Origin of the sequence: Thalassospira lucentensis (assembly GCF_050516545.1) — a bacterium.
Taxonomy (GTDB): Bacteria; Pseudomonadota; Alphaproteobacteria; order Rhodospirillales; family Thalassospiraceae; genus Thalassospira; species Thalassospira lucentensis_C.
The window spans coordinates 2,483,320-2,499,457 of record NZ_CP191544.1 but is presented as its reverse complement, the minus strand read 5'-3'; the positions used below and the strand labels follow the sequence as shown (position 1 = coordinate 2,499,457).

Annotated in this window: 20 protein-coding genes; 11 read left to right on the top strand and 9 right to left on the bottom strand. The window is 54.4% G+C overall.

The window, feature by feature from the left end; genetic code table 11:
- Positions 1-20: 20 nt before the first annotated feature.
- From ACQ0MK_RS11600 to ACQ0MK_RS11570, 7 genes are all read right to left on the bottom strand, one after another.
- A complete protein-coding gene (locus ACQ0MK_RS11600) occupies positions 21-641 on the bottom strand; it encodes a S24 family peptidase (RefSeq protein WP_430472728.1) in 621 nt (206 codons plus the stop codon).
- Between the two features lie 83 nt (positions 642-724).
- Positions 725-2,029 (bottom strand): four-carbon acid sugar kinase family protein, encoded by a 1,305-nt coding sequence (locus tag ACQ0MK_RS11595; protein WP_430472727.1) that lies wholly within the window; start codon positions 2,027-2,029, stop codon positions 725-727.
- A 2-nt stretch (positions 2,030-2,031) separates the two neighbouring features.
- Complete coding sequence (locus ACQ0MK_RS11590; RefSeq protein WP_430472726.1) at positions 2,032-3,303, bottom strand: RuBisCO large subunit C-terminal-like domain-containing protein; 1,272 nt, start codon at positions 3,301-3,303, stop codon at positions 2,032-2,034.
- Positions 3,304-3,306: 3 nt separating this feature from the next.
- Positions 3,307-3,846 carry a VOC family protein gene (locus ACQ0MK_RS11585; protein WP_350043421.1) on the bottom strand — a complete coding sequence of 180 codons (540 nt, stop codon included), beginning with the start codon at positions 3,844-3,846 and terminating at the stop codon, positions 3,307-3,309.
- 10 nt (positions 3,847-3,856) lie between these two features.
- The gene (locus ACQ0MK_RS11580; protein ID WP_350160038.1) at positions 3,857-5,134 is read right to left on the bottom strand and encodes a TRAP transporter large permease; all 1,278 of its coding nucleotides are present in this window, start codon (positions 5,132-5,134) and stop codon (positions 3,857-3,859) included.
- Positions 5,131-5,721 (bottom strand): TRAP transporter small permease, encoded by a 591-nt coding sequence (locus ACQ0MK_RS11575; protein WP_430472725.1) that lies wholly within the window; start codon positions 5,719-5,721, stop codon positions 5,131-5,133. The genes ACQ0MK_RS11580 and ACQ0MK_RS11575 overlap by 4 nt, the downstream gene beginning before the upstream one ends.
- A gap of 86 nt (positions 5,722-5,807) precedes the next feature.
- Complete coding sequence (locus ACQ0MK_RS11570) at positions 5,808-6,818, bottom strand: TRAP transporter substrate-binding protein (protein WP_430472724.1); 1,011 nt, start codon at positions 6,816-6,818, stop codon at positions 5,808-5,810.
- A 184-nt stretch (positions 6,819-7,002) separates the two neighbouring features.
- On the opposite strand from ACQ0MK_RS11570, the gene ACQ0MK_RS11565 reads away from it, so the two are divergent.
- A complete protein-coding gene (locus ACQ0MK_RS11565) occupies positions 7,003-8,037 on the top strand; it encodes a LacI family DNA-binding transcriptional regulator (RefSeq protein ID WP_430472723.1) in 1,035 nt (344 codons plus the stop codon).
- Between the two features lie 469 nt (positions 8,038-8,506).
- Here the strand turns inward: ACQ0MK_RS11565 and ACQ0MK_RS11560 are convergent, their stop codons facing one another.
- Positions 8,507-8,794 carry a hypothetical protein gene (locus ACQ0MK_RS11560; protein ID WP_430472722.1) on the bottom strand — a complete coding sequence of 96 codons (288 nt, stop codon included), beginning with the start codon at positions 8,792-8,794 and terminating at the stop codon, positions 8,507-8,509.
- Between the two features lie 407 nt (positions 8,795-9,201).
- On the opposite strand from ACQ0MK_RS11560, the gene ACQ0MK_RS11555 reads away from it, so the two are divergent.
- The 6 genes from ACQ0MK_RS11555 (at position 9,202) to ACQ0MK_RS11530 (ending at position 13,162) form a co-directional block, all read left to right on the top strand.
- Positions 9,202-9,642: a hypothetical protein gene (locus ACQ0MK_RS11555; RefSeq protein ID WP_430472721.1), complete on the top strand. Its 441-nt coding sequence runs from the start codon at positions 9,202-9,204 to the stop codon at positions 9,640-9,642.
- 62 nt (positions 9,643-9,704) lie between these two features.
- Complete coding sequence (locus tag ACQ0MK_RS11550) at positions 9,705-10,160, top strand: hypothetical protein (protein WP_430472720.1); 456 nt, start codon at positions 9,705-9,707, stop codon at positions 10,158-10,160.
- Between the two features lie 118 nt (positions 10,161-10,278).
- Positions 10,279-10,515 carry a hypothetical protein gene (locus ACQ0MK_RS11545; RefSeq protein WP_430472719.1) on the top strand — a complete coding sequence of 79 codons (237 nt, stop codon included), beginning with the start codon at positions 10,279-10,281 and terminating at the stop codon, positions 10,513-10,515.
- The gene (locus tag ACQ0MK_RS11540) at positions 10,516-12,117 is read left to right on the top strand and encodes a portal protein (RefSeq protein ID WP_430472718.1); all 1,602 of its coding nucleotides are present in this window, start codon (positions 10,516-10,518) and stop codon (positions 12,115-12,117) included.
- A complete protein-coding gene (locus ACQ0MK_RS11535; RefSeq protein ID WP_430472717.1) occupies positions 12,114-12,353 on the top strand; it encodes a hypothetical protein in 240 nt (79 codons plus the stop codon). The genes ACQ0MK_RS11540 and ACQ0MK_RS11535 overlap by 4 nt, the downstream gene beginning before the upstream one ends.
- Positions 12,354-12,424: 71 nt before the next feature.
- On the top strand, positions 12,425-13,162 hold the full coding sequence (locus ACQ0MK_RS11530; RefSeq protein ID WP_430472716.1) for a capsid assembly protein: 738 nt from the start codon (positions 12,425-12,427) through the stop codon (positions 13,160-13,162).
- Between the two features lie 32 nt (positions 13,163-13,194).
- Here the strand turns inward: ACQ0MK_RS11530 and ACQ0MK_RS11525 are convergent, their stop codons facing one another.
- On the bottom strand, positions 13,195-13,572 hold the full coding sequence (locus tag ACQ0MK_RS11525; protein WP_430472715.1) for a hypothetical protein: 378 nt from the start codon (positions 13,570-13,572) through the stop codon (positions 13,195-13,197).
- Here ACQ0MK_RS11525 and ACQ0MK_RS11520 point away from each other — a divergent pair.
- The 4 genes from ACQ0MK_RS11520 to ACQ0MK_RS11505 all read left to right on the top strand — a co-directional run bounded on the left by ACQ0MK_RS11520 (position 13,537) and on the right by ACQ0MK_RS11505 (position 16,083).
- Positions 13,537-14,352 (top strand): phage capsid protein, encoded by an 816-nt coding sequence (locus ACQ0MK_RS11520; RefSeq protein WP_350043408.1) that lies wholly within the window; start codon positions 13,537-13,539, stop codon positions 14,350-14,352. The genes ACQ0MK_RS11525 and ACQ0MK_RS11520 overlap by 36 nt on opposite strands.
- A 143-nt stretch (positions 14,353-14,495) precedes the next feature.
- On the top strand, positions 14,496-14,771 hold the full coding sequence (locus tag ACQ0MK_RS11515) for a hypothetical protein (RefSeq protein WP_430472714.1): 276 nt from the start codon (positions 14,496-14,498) through the stop codon (positions 14,769-14,771).
- Between the two features lie 92 nt (positions 14,772-14,863).
- Positions 14,864-15,472 (top strand): phage tail protein, encoded by a 609-nt coding sequence (locus tag ACQ0MK_RS11510; protein ID WP_430472713.1) that lies wholly within the window; start codon positions 14,864-14,866, stop codon positions 15,470-15,472.
- An 83-nt stretch (positions 15,473-15,555) separates the two neighbouring features.
- Entirely contained in the window at positions 15,556-16,083 is a 528-nt protein-coding gene (locus ACQ0MK_RS11505; RefSeq protein WP_430472712.1) for a phage tail protein, read from the top strand.
- Positions 16,084-16,138: the final 55 nt, after the last annotated feature.

The following is a 16,138-nucleotide window of genomic DNA, read 5'->3' as shown; positions in this document are numbered from 1 at the left end:
TCGGTTTTGGTGTGAAATGTCTATTGGCTGCACCACAGAACACGGGCAACCCAATCTATTTGGTCTGCGGGCACAAAACGATCCTCATACTCGGGATTAAACGATTTAAGCTCAACGCCAAGTGCGCCGCGCCGGATCAGTTCCTTGGCCATGACTTCGCCCTCAACGGTTTTGACAACCACACGGTCCTGCGGGCGAATGTTCGATGCCGGGCTGACAATGATCAGATCGCCATCGCGAAAAACCGGCGCCATGGACTCACCTGAAATCCGTAATCCATAGGCGGTCGGATCATGCAGGGCCGGAAAGGTGATGTCTTCCCACGATCCGCCAACCGGATAACCCGCATCATCAAAAAATCCACGATTGCCGGCCTGGGCAAAGCCAATGACGGGAATGCGCCCGGCACCATTGCCATCCACCAGTTCGGAAAATTCACGAAAACTGACATCGGTGACGGAAAGCACCTTGGAAATGCTTTCGGTTGACGGCCAGCGGGCCTTGCCCTGATTTGTGGTGCGTTTGGACCGGTTAAAGGTGGTCGGGTCAAGTTGCGCCAATCGGGCCAGACCAGACGGGGTTAAACCGTGGTCTGTCGCGATTTGGTCAAGGGCGGCCCAGATTTGCTGATGTCGGATCATGCCCCATCCTAGCAGGAGCAAAAGCCCCGGCGAAAGGAATTAATTCCTGCTTTTGGTCAAATCTTTGTCGTCTGGTTGGCGGACTAAACGGCGGCAACCGGCAACGTCGTTATATTATCAAACAAGGCCGGTTTGCCCATTTGCCCGCCTTTAAGCAACATCGGCAGTCCATCAAGTGTCGCCAAAGACGCATGCGCACGAATAATTGGTGCACCGGCATCAAAGTCAGCGGCGAATGACAGGCTGTCAATGCCAAGTTCCTGAACCGCAAGGCTGGATGTATCGCCCCCGGCAATCAGCAAAAAGCCAAGTTTGACGGTTTGACTGATACCGGCAATGAAAGTAGCACTTGTCCGGGCCAGATCATGGCTGGAAATGGCATGGGCGCGCTCATCGGAAAGCGAGACCAAAAGATGTTTGCCATCACCCAGAATGGCCAGGCATTCAGCGCGCAGGGCATCAAGGGCTGCTGGATCGCAAAGATCGGATGGGGCGATGCTGCGTTTGACATAGTTGCGCGCCAGCGCGACCTGATCAGCGGTCAAAGATGATCGGCTTCCGGCAAAGGCAAAGACCGGGCCGGGACGACGATACATCTGTGATGGCTGGTCTGTATTGGGGCTGAGCGACGGAAACAGCGCCTGTGCGACACTGCTTGCGCCAACGCACAGTGTTGCGGTGGTTTTGGCAATCTCGTGGATGGCTTCACCGATGGTCACAAGATCGGCTTCATCGCTGACATCAAACAGGGTTTCGGTTTCCCCGGTTGCCAGGCGGCGGCGAATTTCGGCAATGAGTGCAGGCGGGCCTTTGCGAATGATGGTGAAATCAATCAAGTCGATATCGGGCCAGCCTTGGGCGCAAAGATGACGGCGCAAATCGGATTCATGCATCGGGGTGACGGGATGAACCGACATGACCGGATGGCGATCAATGCGATAAAGCTTGCTGTTGCCCGCCCCGGCAAAAAGATTGCCCAGCAGGCAGAACCGGCGAAGCGATGGTTGCCCGCCAATAACCGCCTTCCATTTCGCGCCGACAGAAACGGCATAGCGATCGGCAACGGCAGCGATATTGCCGGTTTCAGGGCTGCTGTCAAAGGTCGAGCAGATCTTGAAATGATAAAGGCCAGAACCAGCGCCTGCCAGTTTGGGGGCAATCGCGCCGATGGTGGCAACGCCGTCTTCGACCCCCATAGCACGGAGCGACGTTGCGACACCAAAGGCGTCAAGACTGTCAGGACCAAGATCAGGATCGTTTTTGCCAACCGACTTTGATTGGTCCGGGGCGGACAGATACAGACGTGCATTCAGACCCGCACGCGCCAGCGTCGCCAGCGTATCGGACGCCCCGGTAAAATCATCGGCACAAAAAACGATTTTGGTCATGATCAGCCTTTTGCCCCGTAAAAGGACAGGGCTTCGGACAAGGCCGAATTGGTCTTGGCATGGTGTTCCAGGCTAATGCCCGCTTCGCAGGCTTCCCATGCCTGGCGCAGGCTGGTTATCCCGGCTGCCGGGCCTGATGGATGGGCCAGAATGCCACCCCCGGCAAGGAACATGAAATCAGCCGATCCAACCGCGTCATGGGTGGCCGGAACCGTCCCGGCCCACTGACCAGATGAGAAGACCGGAAGAACATGGTCTTCATCGCCGTTTCCGGGGGCGAGGGGTTGGGCACAGATTTGGGCAGATGCCTGAACTTCGCTGTCTTCGTCGCAGAACTTTCCGCCCATACCATGAACATGCATGTGATCCATGCCGGTCAAACGATACAGCGTTTGATAGGCCGGAAACGCCATGCCAATCAATGGATGGCGCGAAAACGCCCCAAAGCCGTTGCGGTGGCCATGCAAAACAAGGCCGGTTGATTTGCGCAGGGTCTGAAGGGCCGAAAGCCCGGCCCAGTTCATGCTGACCATCGCGCACGCACCGCCTTCTTTTTCAATCAGATCGGCATGCTTGCGCATGGCATCGGTTTCATCGGTGATGTTAAACGCAATCATGACATCGCGTCCGGTGCGATCGCGATAGCGGCGCACACGGTCCATCACGGCCGGAATGCGTTCGGCAAGCGGCGAGGATTCCGGATTGGCACAGACTTCATCATCCTTGATGAAATCAACCCCGGCTTCACAAAGCTGTTCGACCAGATTGGCAATATCGGGGGTGCGCATGCCGACATTTGGTTTAATGATCGTGCCAAAGAACGGACGATCCTGCACATTCATGCGCGCCCGTGTGCCTTTGGTCCCGGCGACCGGATAGTCATAAAGATCGCGATAGGGTTTGGGCAGTTTGAGATCAATCAGTTTAAGTCCGGTGATTTCGCCGAGATCATAAAGATTGCCCGATACGGTTGATGCCAGGGTTGCCAGATTGCGCCCGATATTGCCGGTCGGAAAACCGATGCGGATTTCAGCCCGGCGGTATGGCCCCGTAACCCCGCGTGCGGTCAAATATGCACTTTGCAGGCTGGGCTGATTGGCAGGGGTAAGTTCGCGAAGGGACAACACCCGTGCCGAACAGCGTTCGCGCAGTTCGTCGGTTTCACCAGCCACACGCACAAATGTCCCACTGCTTTGCTCGCCAGCCATGATGGTGGCGATCTTTTCAGGGTCCATCGGTGTTTCAATAAGATACCGGGCTTCAATCAAGTCCATGGGTCAGATTTCCGAAAGCGATGGGAAAGGACGGATCGGATCAGTGCCATCCCAGTCAAGGGACGCTTCATAGATCGATTTGAACAGGCGGCCTTTCGGGCCGACAACTTCGGAAAGTTCGATCACGGTGCCCGGATGCATTTCCTTGTCGAAATAAACGAAACGACCGGCTTCGCCGACCTTGCCGCTCATCTTGACGGTGAAGCCTTTGCTTTCCATCAGGGCCAGATCGCTATCAAAGCTTTCGGTCCAATAGGCAACATGCTGCAGACCGGTATTTCCGGCCTGTTGGAAGTCGCGATACATCGAGGGTGCATCATTGCGGGTCTGGATCAGTTCGACCTGAACATATCCGGAATTGGCAAGCGCGACCGAGTTGTGAACGTCATAAGATTTGCCGTCATAGCGGTAATCTTCGATCGGAACGCGCGGATTATAATACCACGGGCCAACGCCCATTGTTTCGGCCCAATAGTCCATGGCCGCTTCAATGTCGGGCACGACGTAACCGAGCTGGCGAATTTCACCAAGAAATCTGCTCATGTTTCCTCACTTAATCCAGAAGGTTGGGCAACCAGGTAGAGATTGCCGGTATGCAGGTCACTGCAAGCAGTGACAAAAACAGGGGGAGAAGGAAGGGCAATGCACCACGGATCACCCGGTGCAGTGGCATCTTGGCGATGATGCTGACCATATACAGGCTCATGCCGACAGGCGGGGTCAGAAGCCCGATCATAAGGTTAAGGACAAAGACAACACCAAGCTGCAACGGATCAACGCCTGCGGCCGTCATGGCCGGGGTAATGATCGGTGCAATGATCAGGATGGCGGCAATTGATTCCAGGAACATGCCGACAACAAGCAAAAGCACATTAACAATCAACAGCAACACCAGCGGATCGCTTGACAGGCCCAGCAAGAACTCGCTGGCCGTGACCGGCAGGCGGTCCATGGTCAGAACCCAGGCAAACAGGGCCGCGGTCGATACGATGAACAGGACGTTGCCCGTTGCATCGACACTGTCACGCGCGGCAAGCACAACCCGTTTCAGATCAAGCTGACGATAGACGAATTTGCCAATCAAAAGCGCATAGGCCACCGTCACACCGGCAACCTCGGTCGGGCCGAAATAGCCTGAAATCAAACCACCGATCAAAAGAACCGGGGCGGCAAGGGCGGGCAGGGAAATGACAAACTTGCGGGCAAAGGCGGCAATGTTGAATTTAACATCGTCACGCGGCAGCTTATAAATCTTTGCCATTACCCCGACCTGCGCCATCAGAAGAAGCGTGATCAGAATGGCGGGAACGATCCCGGCAATCAGCAATTTGACCGCAGATACATTGGCGACTGAGGCAAAGATAATAATCGGAATGCTTGGCGGGAAAATCGGACCAATGGTTGCTGCTGCCATGGTGATGCCCGATGCAAATTCAGGGGTATAGCCCTGTTTACGCATCATTTTGATCTGAACCGCGCCCAAGGCACCGATATCGGCAAGGGCGGCACCAGAGACACCAGAAAAGATCAAACTGACCAGAACGCTGACCTGAGCCGTGCCACCGCGGATCCAGCCGACCATCATGCGAACAAGTTCAAACAGATGGTTGGTCACACCCGACAGGCTGAGAAGATTGGCCGCAAAGATAAACAGCGGCACGGCCAAAAGCGGGGTGGAATCAAGGGCATTGACCGTGCGCTGTGCCAGAACCGTCATCGGCAGGTTAAACAGGATCATGACGGTTGCCGATGACAGGCCAAGGCAAATGGCAATCGGCAAACGAATGATCATGAGTGCCAGAAACAGGATAAGAAGGGTTGCACTCATCATTTGTCGGAATCCCCACGGGATGGATCAGGCGAGAGTTCAGACGACATTTCTTTTGCAATCGCATCGGCAATTGCGTTGCTGCCATCATCAGATTCATAGTCAGGGGCGGTTTCGGTGCGCGTGATCAAGCGATAAAGCGCAACAGCCAGCAGCAGGAAAATGGCAATCACCGCCGGGGCATAAACCGCATAATTCGAAAGATTGAGCGACGGGGTGGTGAATTTGCCCGCCCGCATCAGAAATTTATAAAGACCAAACAGGAAAATGGCGGAAAACACGGAAATCAGCGTGTAGTTGGCAAAGCGCAGGATGGCTTTGCCGCGCGGACGCAAGGCGCTATAGAGCAGATCAATTGCGATATGGCGGTTATGGAGCATCAGGGCGGGAACCGCGAAAAACACCAATGCGACATTTGAAATGCGCGACAGTTCATCCGCCCATGGCAGGCCAAGATCAAACATATTGCGCATGATCACCTGACCAACGACCAGCACCGTCATCAGTGCCAGCATCACCATCGAAAATGCGGTCAGAACCCGGCAAACACGGTCCAGTCCCCTATAAATCGGGGAGTTCCTGTAGGGCATGACGATACCTGAAAATCAATTGGGCACAGAAAATTCGGGACGGCTTTGGCGAACAAAACGTTCCACAGGGCCGCCCCGAAGCGCGATTATTTTACGGCAGCAATTTCTTCGTAATACTTGCCGAATTTGTCGTCGAAACGTTCGTGAACAAGTTTCTCGACACCTGCGCGGAAGGCGGCAACGTCAAGCCCGTCATCCGGGCCAATGATCGTCATGCCGGCTTCTTTAAGTTTGGCAAGATCGCCTGCTTCCTTATCAAGGATCATCTGCGATGCTTTCATCCGCACGGTTTCGGCCGCTTTGGTGATGGCGTCCTTGATGTCTTGCGGGAAGCTCTGCCACAGGTCTTCGTTGATCACGACGATCTCGGCGGCTGAAATATGCCCGGTCAGCATCATATGTGTCTGAACATCATAAAGTTTGTGATCCACGGCCACATTGACCGGGTTTTCCTGGCCCTGAACGATGCCGGTGGCAAGGGCGGTCGGAACTTCGGACCAATCAACCGGCACCGGTGCCGCACCAAGGCCTTCGACAGCGGTCAGGTAAACAGGGGATGGAATGGCGCGGATTTTAACACCGGCCAGATCCGCCGGGGTTTTAACAGCCATATTTGCAGTCAACTGACGGGTGCCGAAATAAAACGCATAGAGAACGCGCATGCCGGTATTGTCGATCAGGCCCTGATTAAGTTCGGCCATGACAGGGGAATTGATATCGACAACCTTCATCAGGTGATCATAGTCGCGGTACAGATACGGGGTATCAAGCACGCCGAAATCTTCATAAAGCGAGCTTAGCGCACCAGCCGTGTTGTGTGACAAGGCGATGGAGCCCATCGATACGCCTTCGGCCAGTTCCTGAATCTTGCCAAGCTGGGATGACGGATAAACGTCAATCTTGACCGCGCCATTTGTGTTTTTGGCGACTTCTTCTGCCAGCCAATCGGCCTGTAGACCAACCACGCTGGTCGGGGAATTCATGTGGCCGTAATTCAGTTCATATTCCTGCGCCTGTGCGCCATGCGCCATGACGGTCAGGGATGCAGCAGCAGCGAGGGTCGTCGCGATATGACGAAATTTGTTCTGAATGACCATGGTTTCCTCCCGTGATGGTCTATGCGTTCTTTAGGGGCAGAAGCCGTCAACTAACAGGCGCTGACCCTAGTCTATTTTGCGGGGATTTTGTTTTTCTTTTCCCTTGAATGTTCTCAGAGTACGTGAAACATTTCCCATCATCAAACATCATAAATTGATGTGTTTTGATGTTTTTGAGGGTGCGATGCCAAAGACGAGCGGACCGATTATCAAGGATATTGCCGACATTTCCGGTGTTTCACCGGCAACGGTCGACCGTGTTTTGAACAAACGCCCCGGCGTGCGCGAACGCACGGCAAAGCGCGTTTTGCAGGCCGCATCCGAACTTGGCTATCTGCCTGAAACCGATATGCAGGAAGTCTTTCGGCCCAAGCCGATGCGGGTGGTGTTTTTGCTGCCATCAGGCACCAATCCGTATTTGCAATTGCTCGGTGATCGGATCAAAACCGCGGCAGAGGCGATTACGGGCTTTAACATCCGGGCACGGTGCTTTTTCATCGACAGTTTTAACCCGCAGCTTTTATCCGAAGCTCTGCGCCAACATGGCGAAAAGGCCGATGGCATTGCCTTTATGGCGATTGATCATCCGCTGGTGCGTGAAACCGTGTCGGATCTTCAGGGTGCGGGCAAACACATGATCACGGTGGTTTCCGATATTTCCGGCGTGCCACATGCGGCCTATGTCGGGTTGGATAACCGGGCGGTGGGCCGCACAGCAGGCTATTTGCTGGGCCGGTTTATGAAACCGACGCAAGGTCGGGTTGCGATGATTGCGGCCAGCCGGACGTACCGCGCTCATGAAGAACGCGAAATGGGTTTTCTTAGTCTGATGGAAGAAGCCTTTCCCGATATCCGGGTGGTTGCGGCCCGTGAAGGCCATGATGATCGCAGCGAAAACTATCTGCATACCAAATCGCTTCTGGCGGAATATCCCGATCTGATCGGGATTTACAATGTCGGGGGATCATCAGACGGGGTGGCACGGGCTTTGCGCGAAAGTGGCCGGGGGCGTGACATCATCTTTATCGGCCATGGCCTGACGCCCGATACACGGCGGTTTTTGCTTGAAGACATCATGGATGTCGTCATCACCCAAAGCCCCGGCGTGATTGTGCAAAATACGCTGCGGATTTTTGAAAATCTACGCAACGGGCTTGATGCCAATGCAGATGTTGCCAAACTCACCATGGAAGTCGTGGTGAAGGAAAACCTGCCTTAGTTAAAACTGATGCAGATTTTGACGTAAAATCTTTCGAATTTACTATTCGCAGAAGGCATGTGTCTGCCGATGCCCGTCAACGATGTAGGTATCGCCGGATTTCTTTGCGGTCAATGTATGCACGCAGGAATCTGAGTACGGTATGTATGTTGTTGTAGAAGGCCCAGACACGGGAACAACCCCGCCAGTTACTATATTCCATTGGTATGCGCGACGGTCGTCTCCAAGCTCAATCACATTGATTGGAGGGCCGTAATCAAGGATCGGTTCTTGGATTGATTTGCCAATGTAGCCTTTCATGATTTGGCCTGTGCAACCAGCCAACAACAAGAAGGCAAAGACAGCAAAAGTCTTCACGGAAACTCCCCCTATTACAGCGTCCAATGATGAGAGAATTCTCTCATATTGTGGCGTTCTATGCGAGGGCGAGTTGTTTTCGTGATTGCATGTCGATGGCTCTGAAAACCGATTAGCCCAAAAGTTTAAGCGCGCTTTCATTTCCAACCAGCAAGATCACATCCTTTTTCGAGGGGCGTGGGCAGGCTGTGGCCGGGCGCATGGCAAGGGCGGGTTCGGCAAGTTTTTTGGCATCTGGTGAAAGAAAATAGGCATCATCGGTGCCAAGCTGAAGCGAGCAGAAAAGACCCACATTTTCTGGTGCGTTGGCTGCTTGGAACAGTTTTTCAAAACTTTCGATAAAGCTGTTTGAGATGCCCAGTGCTTCTTGTTCTGTCATCTTGATGCTGAACCAGCCCATGGGAGTCTTTGCCTTATCTTGTGTTGATCAAGGGCCTATTATTCATTCAAACGGCCCCAAGTCGAGCAATTTCAGGGCATTGAGAAAATAGGAAATTAATCCTTTGCAATGAGAACAAAAAGGGATTATAGCTTGCATATCAACACCGGAACTGCATCCAGAAGTAAGTCCTGATCGACCTGGATATCGGCAAAGGCCTGGCGCTGACGTCATGTGCAGCGGCAAGAGGGGTGGGTAATCCACCATCGGGGAAATCACAAACCGCAATCTTGATACCGCGCGCACAGTCTTGTGCCCGTGACGGTCAAATATTGCCTTTTGCCGGATCATAACTGGCGGGTTTGCGCTGTTTCCCCTGGCATGCATGCACGGCGTTGAACGCAGGATATAACCAGCAGGAGGGCGACGTGACCGAACAAAGACTTTTCCCAAAACCCCTGTCAGAGCGCGAAATTACGCCGTTTTCCAGTGCCCGTCATGCGTGGTTCTGGTTTGTGCGCTGTCAAACCGCACGGATCGAAGGGGCGCGTGTAATTGCCGATGCAAGCGAGGTCGTGCGCCCGTGTGATCCCGATGATGTGTATAACGCGGTGATGCGCTTGAAACATGATGGCACGCTTCAGGATCGGCATTTGCAAGTGCTTGAATATTATGGGCTTGTCGAACGCGAACCCGATCCGCGCGACCGGCGCGAAGGGGCGAAATATGATCTGTGGCAACAGGCGCTTGATGCGCTTGAAACGGTTCTGATCAAACGCGGCATTGTCGAACTTCGCAAGGATGAGAATTTCCACGAAGAAGACGTTCTGGTCGAACTTAGCGGGGATTTGTCACCATGCGGGATGTGATTTCAAATACCATAATCTCAGCCAATGCGAATGAACCCGTATTGGCCAGCAGCGTTCAGGAAATGAGTGATCGTTGGGTCGCACAATCTGCATCCGGGCGCGAAGTTTCGGTGCTGGTGGTGTTTGCCGATGCGCCGGAAAAGCGGGTTTTAAAATTCCTCAAACCCGGGTTTCGCCATTGCTTTGTGCTGGTTTCCGGGGTGCGGGCCGGGGAATGGATTTTCCTTGATCCGCAAAGCCATCGGGTGCGGTGTGAAAGCTGGTGCTATTCGCCGATCTTTGATCCATGTTCCTATTACCGGTCCATCGGGCATCACTGTATCTGGGCGTCTTATCCGCAATCAGTCGCACAGAAAATCCGCATCGGTCCAATGAGTTGTGTCGAGCTGGTCAAACGGTTACTGGGCCTTTCAGGGTTCTGGATCGTCACCCCCTGGCAGCTTTATCGACACTTGCAAAAACAAAGTGATGCCACAGCAGAAATCAGGAATGTGCATTTTTCTGAAAAATGTTCTTGATTTGTTCTTTTTATGGTGCTATAAGAGCCACATCAACGCGATAATTGCGCCCGCAAGGCTTTTGCCCTTGCGGGTTTTTCGTTTGGGGTGCGTGCATCCCAACTTGCAGGAGAACCCGATGGGAAGCCTGTTTTCCACACCAAAGCCGGTTGCCACCAGCAAACCGGTCACAGCATCAAATTCAAGCAGTACAGAAACCGAGACCAGTGCGGAACAAGCGGCAAGCAATGCCCGCAAAGAGGCGCTTGAACGGCGACGCTATGGGCGATCAAGCCTGATTGCGACCAGCTATCGCGGGCTTTTGAATGACCGGATCAATCAGGCCGTGGGTGGCAAAAACTTGTTGGGGGATTAAATGCAACATGTTTTAGCGGTGATGAAGCAGGCGGCCGTCAACGAAGCGGCAACAAAGCGCGACCAAATTCCGGCAACAGGGCCAAGCATCGCATCTTTGCGCACCCGCTATCAAAAGGCGGTTGGCAAACGGCGCACCTGGCAAGCCCATTGGCAGGATTGTTATGAATTTGCCTTGCCACAGCGCAATGGTTCCACTCAGCAAACCGATGGCGGCAAACGCCTTGATCGGGTGTTTGATGCAACCGCCCCCGATGCGGTCGAACAGCTTGCCGCCAGCCTGATGGCTGAAATCACCCCGCCGGGCGGGGGATGGTTTGACCTTGAACCGGGTGGCAATGTTTCAAGTGATGACCGGCAGGTTTTGACCGAACAATTGGGCCGTGCTGTCCGCATTTTGCAGGGGCATTTTGATCGGTCAAACTTTGCGGTCGAAATGCATCAGGCGTTTCTTGATCTGGTCACGGCGGGAACCGCGTGTTTGCGCCTTGAAAAGGCCGACCTGCGCAGCCCGTCTGCCTTTCGCTTTGCCGCGGTTCCGTTACGTGATCTGGCATTTGAAGAACGCAGTGACGGCAAGATGGATGCGGTGTTTCGCAAACTCTTGCTGACCTTCGATGAAATTCAGCAAAACTGGCCGGATGCGAAAAACCTGCCGGCACAGGGTGGCAATGAGGCCGGGCAAGGCGAGCCAAAACGCTTTACTGTGATCGAGGCGGTCATTCCCAAAACCGATGGCGGGGCGGGATATGATATTTGCGTGTTTCTTGAAGATGGAACGACGCCCAATGGTGGCACAGGTTCGGGCACGGCTTCATCGATTGCGCATGATGATGTGATCTATCGCGACCATTTTGATGTGTCGCCCTATATCGCCTTTCGCTGGATGAAGGCACCGGGGGAAACCTATGGCCGATCCCCGGTGATGAAGGCACTGCCCGATATCAAGACCGCCAACAAGGTCGTCGAACTGGTGCTGAAAAACGCCTCCATCGCGGTGACGGGCATCTGGCAGGCCGATGATGACGGGGTGCTGAACCCGGCGACCATCCGGCTTATCCCCGGCAGCATCATTCCCAAGGCGGTGGGATCGGCGGGACTTAAACCGCTGGAGGCTCCGGGGCGGTTTGATGTGTCTGATCTCGTACTTTCGGACCTTCGTGATCGTATTCGCCGTTGTTTGCTGGCCGATCGATTGGGGCAGGTTGATCAACCGGGCATGACCGCGACCGAGGTGCTTGAACGGGCATCGGAAAATGCGCGGCTTCTCGGCGCAACCTATGGCCGGTTGCAGGCAGAATTGCTGTATCCGTTGATCCGCCGGGCACTTTATATCCTGACCAAAACCGGCGAACTTCCCGACATTCCGATTGATGGCGATGTCGTGGTTTTGCGCCATTCCGCACCGCTTGCACAATTGCCCAAACGGGTGAAGGCGGGACAGGCGCTTGATTGGTTATCACACATCGCAACCCTTGGCCCCGAAGCACTGGGCGAGGTTGATTTGCCGGTCATGGTCCGCTGGCTTGCCGATCAGTTTGGCGTGCCTGACCATGTGTTGCGCCCGGCCTTGCCACCCGAAGTGTTGGAGGGTGTATCATGAGCGGCTGGGACTGGTTCGACCCGATACCCGAGATGCCAGAGGGTGCCGATATCGATCACTGGCAGGCATGCTTTGATACTTCTGCCGGGCAACAGGTGCTTGCCGATCTTGAACGGCAAATCCTTCACACGTCACTGGGGCCGGATGCCAACAGTCACGCGATCTGGATGCGCGAAGGGCAGCGTGCCTTGGTGCTTCAGATGCGCAGGCTTGCATCGGGACATAAGGGCGACTGAGCACGCGGCTTGGGACTCTCAAACCGCACGTACCAAACCACTTTTCTCAAACCACATTGCGGAGTGTCAGCATGACAACCGATCCCGATCAGGGTGAGCAGCAAAAGGATGTGGCGTCGCACGATTTGGCAAGCCCGCCCACGACGCCTTTGGTGAATTTCGGGTTGCCGGGGGCAGATGACGCCACCGGTAATCTGGATGCGGGTGTAGGGGATAGCGCAGCGGATGGTGTTACGGATGGCAGGGTGCATGGTGCTTCAGGCGATGACGAAAACCCGTCGTTCGATATCACGCAAATCCCCGAAAGCCCGGATGCCTATGCCTTGTCGATTGATGCCGGATTGGGCCAAGCAGACCCGGCGTTAAATCAGCGTTTGTTTGATGCCGGGTTTAGCCACGCACAGGCGCAACTGGTTTATGATCTTGCCGGTGAAATCCTGAACCCGATGATGGATGAACTTGATCAGGCTGCAAAGCGGGCGACCGATCGCGCGGATTTGATCGCGGCATTTGGCGGGGTGGAAAACTGGCAAAAGCTTGCGCCGAAAATCGAAAGCTGGGGCCGGGCAAATCTGCCAAAAGCTGCCTTTGATGCCATGTGCCAATCCAAAGACGGGGTCACAGCCCTGCATCGATTGATGGGCCAGTCCCAGGAAGCCAAACTTGGCCGGTCACATGATACGGATGCCAATGACGATGTTCGGGCCGAAATTCGCCGCAAAATGAACGATCCGCGCTATTGGCGGGATCGGGACCCGGCACTGGTTGCCGATGTGCAAGCAGATTTCGCCAGCCTGTCCCGTCCATAAGCGGCAGCGTTCTTCGCAGCATTTGGCTGGTGTTAGAAAAGAAGCTCGAACCGGTTCAGAACCCCGTCGATATAGCCGGGTATCGGGGTCAGCGGCAGGATGAAATAGGCCGCAACACCAAGCCCGATCAGGGTGAAGATAAGCAGAACCGATTTTCGCAAAACGTAAAACTCTTCATCAGGTTTGAACAGGGGAAAGACCCGTTTGGGGCAACAGGCCGGGGGCAAACCGGCATGTGTTCCATTACGGAACTGCGTTCTTTTACCCATCAACCATGACCGGAAAATGACCAGTTTGCGGACAATTGTGGCAGGCGCTGCAAGGGCGCGTGGGCGGGCCGGGATAACCTTTTTGAACCAAGGGGAAAACACACCATGAGCGATACGATTGATCAAAGTTTTGTCGATCATTTTCAGGCCGATGTGCATCAGGCCTATCAACGCATGGGATCAAAACTGCGCAATACGGTGCGGGTGAAAAACAGCATCAAGGGGGCGAGCACCGTTTTTCAAAAAGTCGGCAAGGGCACGGCCACCACCAAGGCCCGCCATGGCAAGGTGCCAGTGATGAATGTTGATCACGAAGCAGTGCGTTGTGATCTGCGTGATTACTATGCCGGCGACTGGGTCGATGCTTTGGATGAGCTTAAAATCAACCATGATGAAAAGATGGTTCTGGCCAATGCCGGGGCCTATGCGCTAGGCCGTAAAACCGACGAGCTGATCATTACCGCCCTGACTGCGACCGATGACATCATCCCGGACAATGCCGAGGGCATGACACTTGAAAAAGTCATGATGGCGTTCGAAGGGCTTGGCGAACGCGATGTGCCCGATGATGGCCAACGCTTTGCAATTGTCGGGTGGAAACAATGGTCGGAACTGCTTCAGATCGATGAGTTTTCCCGATCTGATTATATCGGTGATGACGATCTTCCCTGGAAGGGCACACAAGCCAAACGGTGGTTGGGGACGCTCTGGATGCCTCATTCGGGCCTTCCGGTTGCAAGCGGCATTCGATCGTGTTTCTGGTATCACCGCACCGCCATCGGCCATGCGATTGGATCAGATGTTCAGTCCGATATCACCTGGCATGGCGATCACGCGGCACACTTTGTGAATAACTCCATGAGCCAGGGTGCTGCCCTGATTGATGGCGACGGGGTGGTGTGCCTTAAAGCGCAGGAATAATGCCCGCCATCGCACGGACCTGTGGCCCAAGGTCCCCGCCAGCGCGGGGATGACGGTGCCAGAACACTCGCATGGAACGAACGTCATTCCCGCGCAGGCGGGAACCCCGAGCCACAAGATCAAAAGAATAAAGGAGACCCAAAATGGCAGAAGGTTTCAAAGCCAGAAACCTCAGTGTTCTGGCCTATGCCAACGGCTTTACGCTGTGGCACTATATCACCCCAGATCTCGCCTCTGATGTTGATACCGCCGATTACTTTGCCGATGCGCGGGACATGCTGCGCATCGGCGATTTCATCATCGCCAACACCAACCGTGACGCCACAATGTCGGGCGGCATGTTCGTCGTCGCAAGTTCGGGTGCAGCCGGCGTTGATGTCCGCGACATGACGGCAATCGGTACCGGCAACACCGACTGATCCCAACCTTATTCTCTCTCTTCTTCCTCCCTCGACCTCGCCCCGGCAGCATCCGTTGCCGGGGTTTCTTTTACCAACCAAGGAGACTGCTCATGCAGGGTTCAACCCCGGTGGAATGCGAAGTTCTGAATGTTATTCAGGGCGCAGGCATCTGGCCTGATTGTGATGACAAAACCCAACTGCTGCAGGCAATCGAAAGCCTGATCGCAGGTGGTGGTTCTGGTGGCGGTGGTATCACCGGCAGCGAAATCGGTGCTGTTTCCGCCTTTGCCATGCCAACCCCGCCAGAAGGCTGGCTGGTTTGTGATGGTTCGGCTGTTTCACGTGCCGAATACGCCGATCTTTTCACCACCGTTGGTACGCTTTGGGGTCATGGTGACGAAGTGTCGACCTTCAATCTGCCGGATTTGCGGGGCGAGTTTGTCCGTGGGTTTGACGATGGTCGAGGCGTGGATGATGGGCGTGCTTTTGCTTCTTCGCAGGCAGATGAATTCAAAGCTCATTTCCATGGTTTCATCGAACAACTTGGTGCTTCAGGTGAGACAGGCCATGGGTACATCGTTTCTGGCGATGGATCTGTTGATCAATCACTTGAGTTATCGCAGACGGATGCATCTGGCGGTTCAGAAACCCGCCCTCGCAACATCGCAATGACCTATGCGATCAAGGCGTTTTACCCAACGGTTTCGTCCGGCCAGTAAAGTCAATTGACCCGCTTTTAAACGACACCCGGCAGGCATCAGCTTGCCGGGTTTTTCTTATCCACAGACTTGGGAAGTTAGAGATGAGCGATTCAATTACGATTTGCTATGAAGCCGATATTAACCAGTTCGGGGCAATTGCAGTTCCAACCGCTACGATTTTGCCGTTTGCTGGGGTGGCTGCGCCGTCGGGCTACCTTTTGTGTGATGGCGCTGAAATTCTTGAGGCCGAATATGCCAATTTGTTTAGCGCAATTGGCAGCACCTATGGCGTTGGTCAGGCGCCGGGTAGTTTTAAACTGCCGGATCTGCGGGGTCGTGCCCCGATTGGTGCCGGGCAGGGGGATGGTTTGACGGATCGGGTGATTGCTTCAGCAGATGGCGCTGAGGTTCATCAGTTGACGATTGATGAGATGCCATCTCACTCCCACGATTGGGACAATGGATATCGTACTTTGGTTATGACAGCTCTGAGTGGGGGTGTCGAAGGGAGCGGTCAAGGGCAAACAGCCATCGCGCCACTTACTGAAACAGGTTCGTCTCGCGGCGGCGATCAGCCGCATAACAACATGCAGCCTTTCCTGGTGGTGAATTACATCATCAAGGTTTGATTGCTGCTGAGATCAGTCTTTGCGGGGTCCGGTTTTCCGGGCCCCGTTTTTGTTT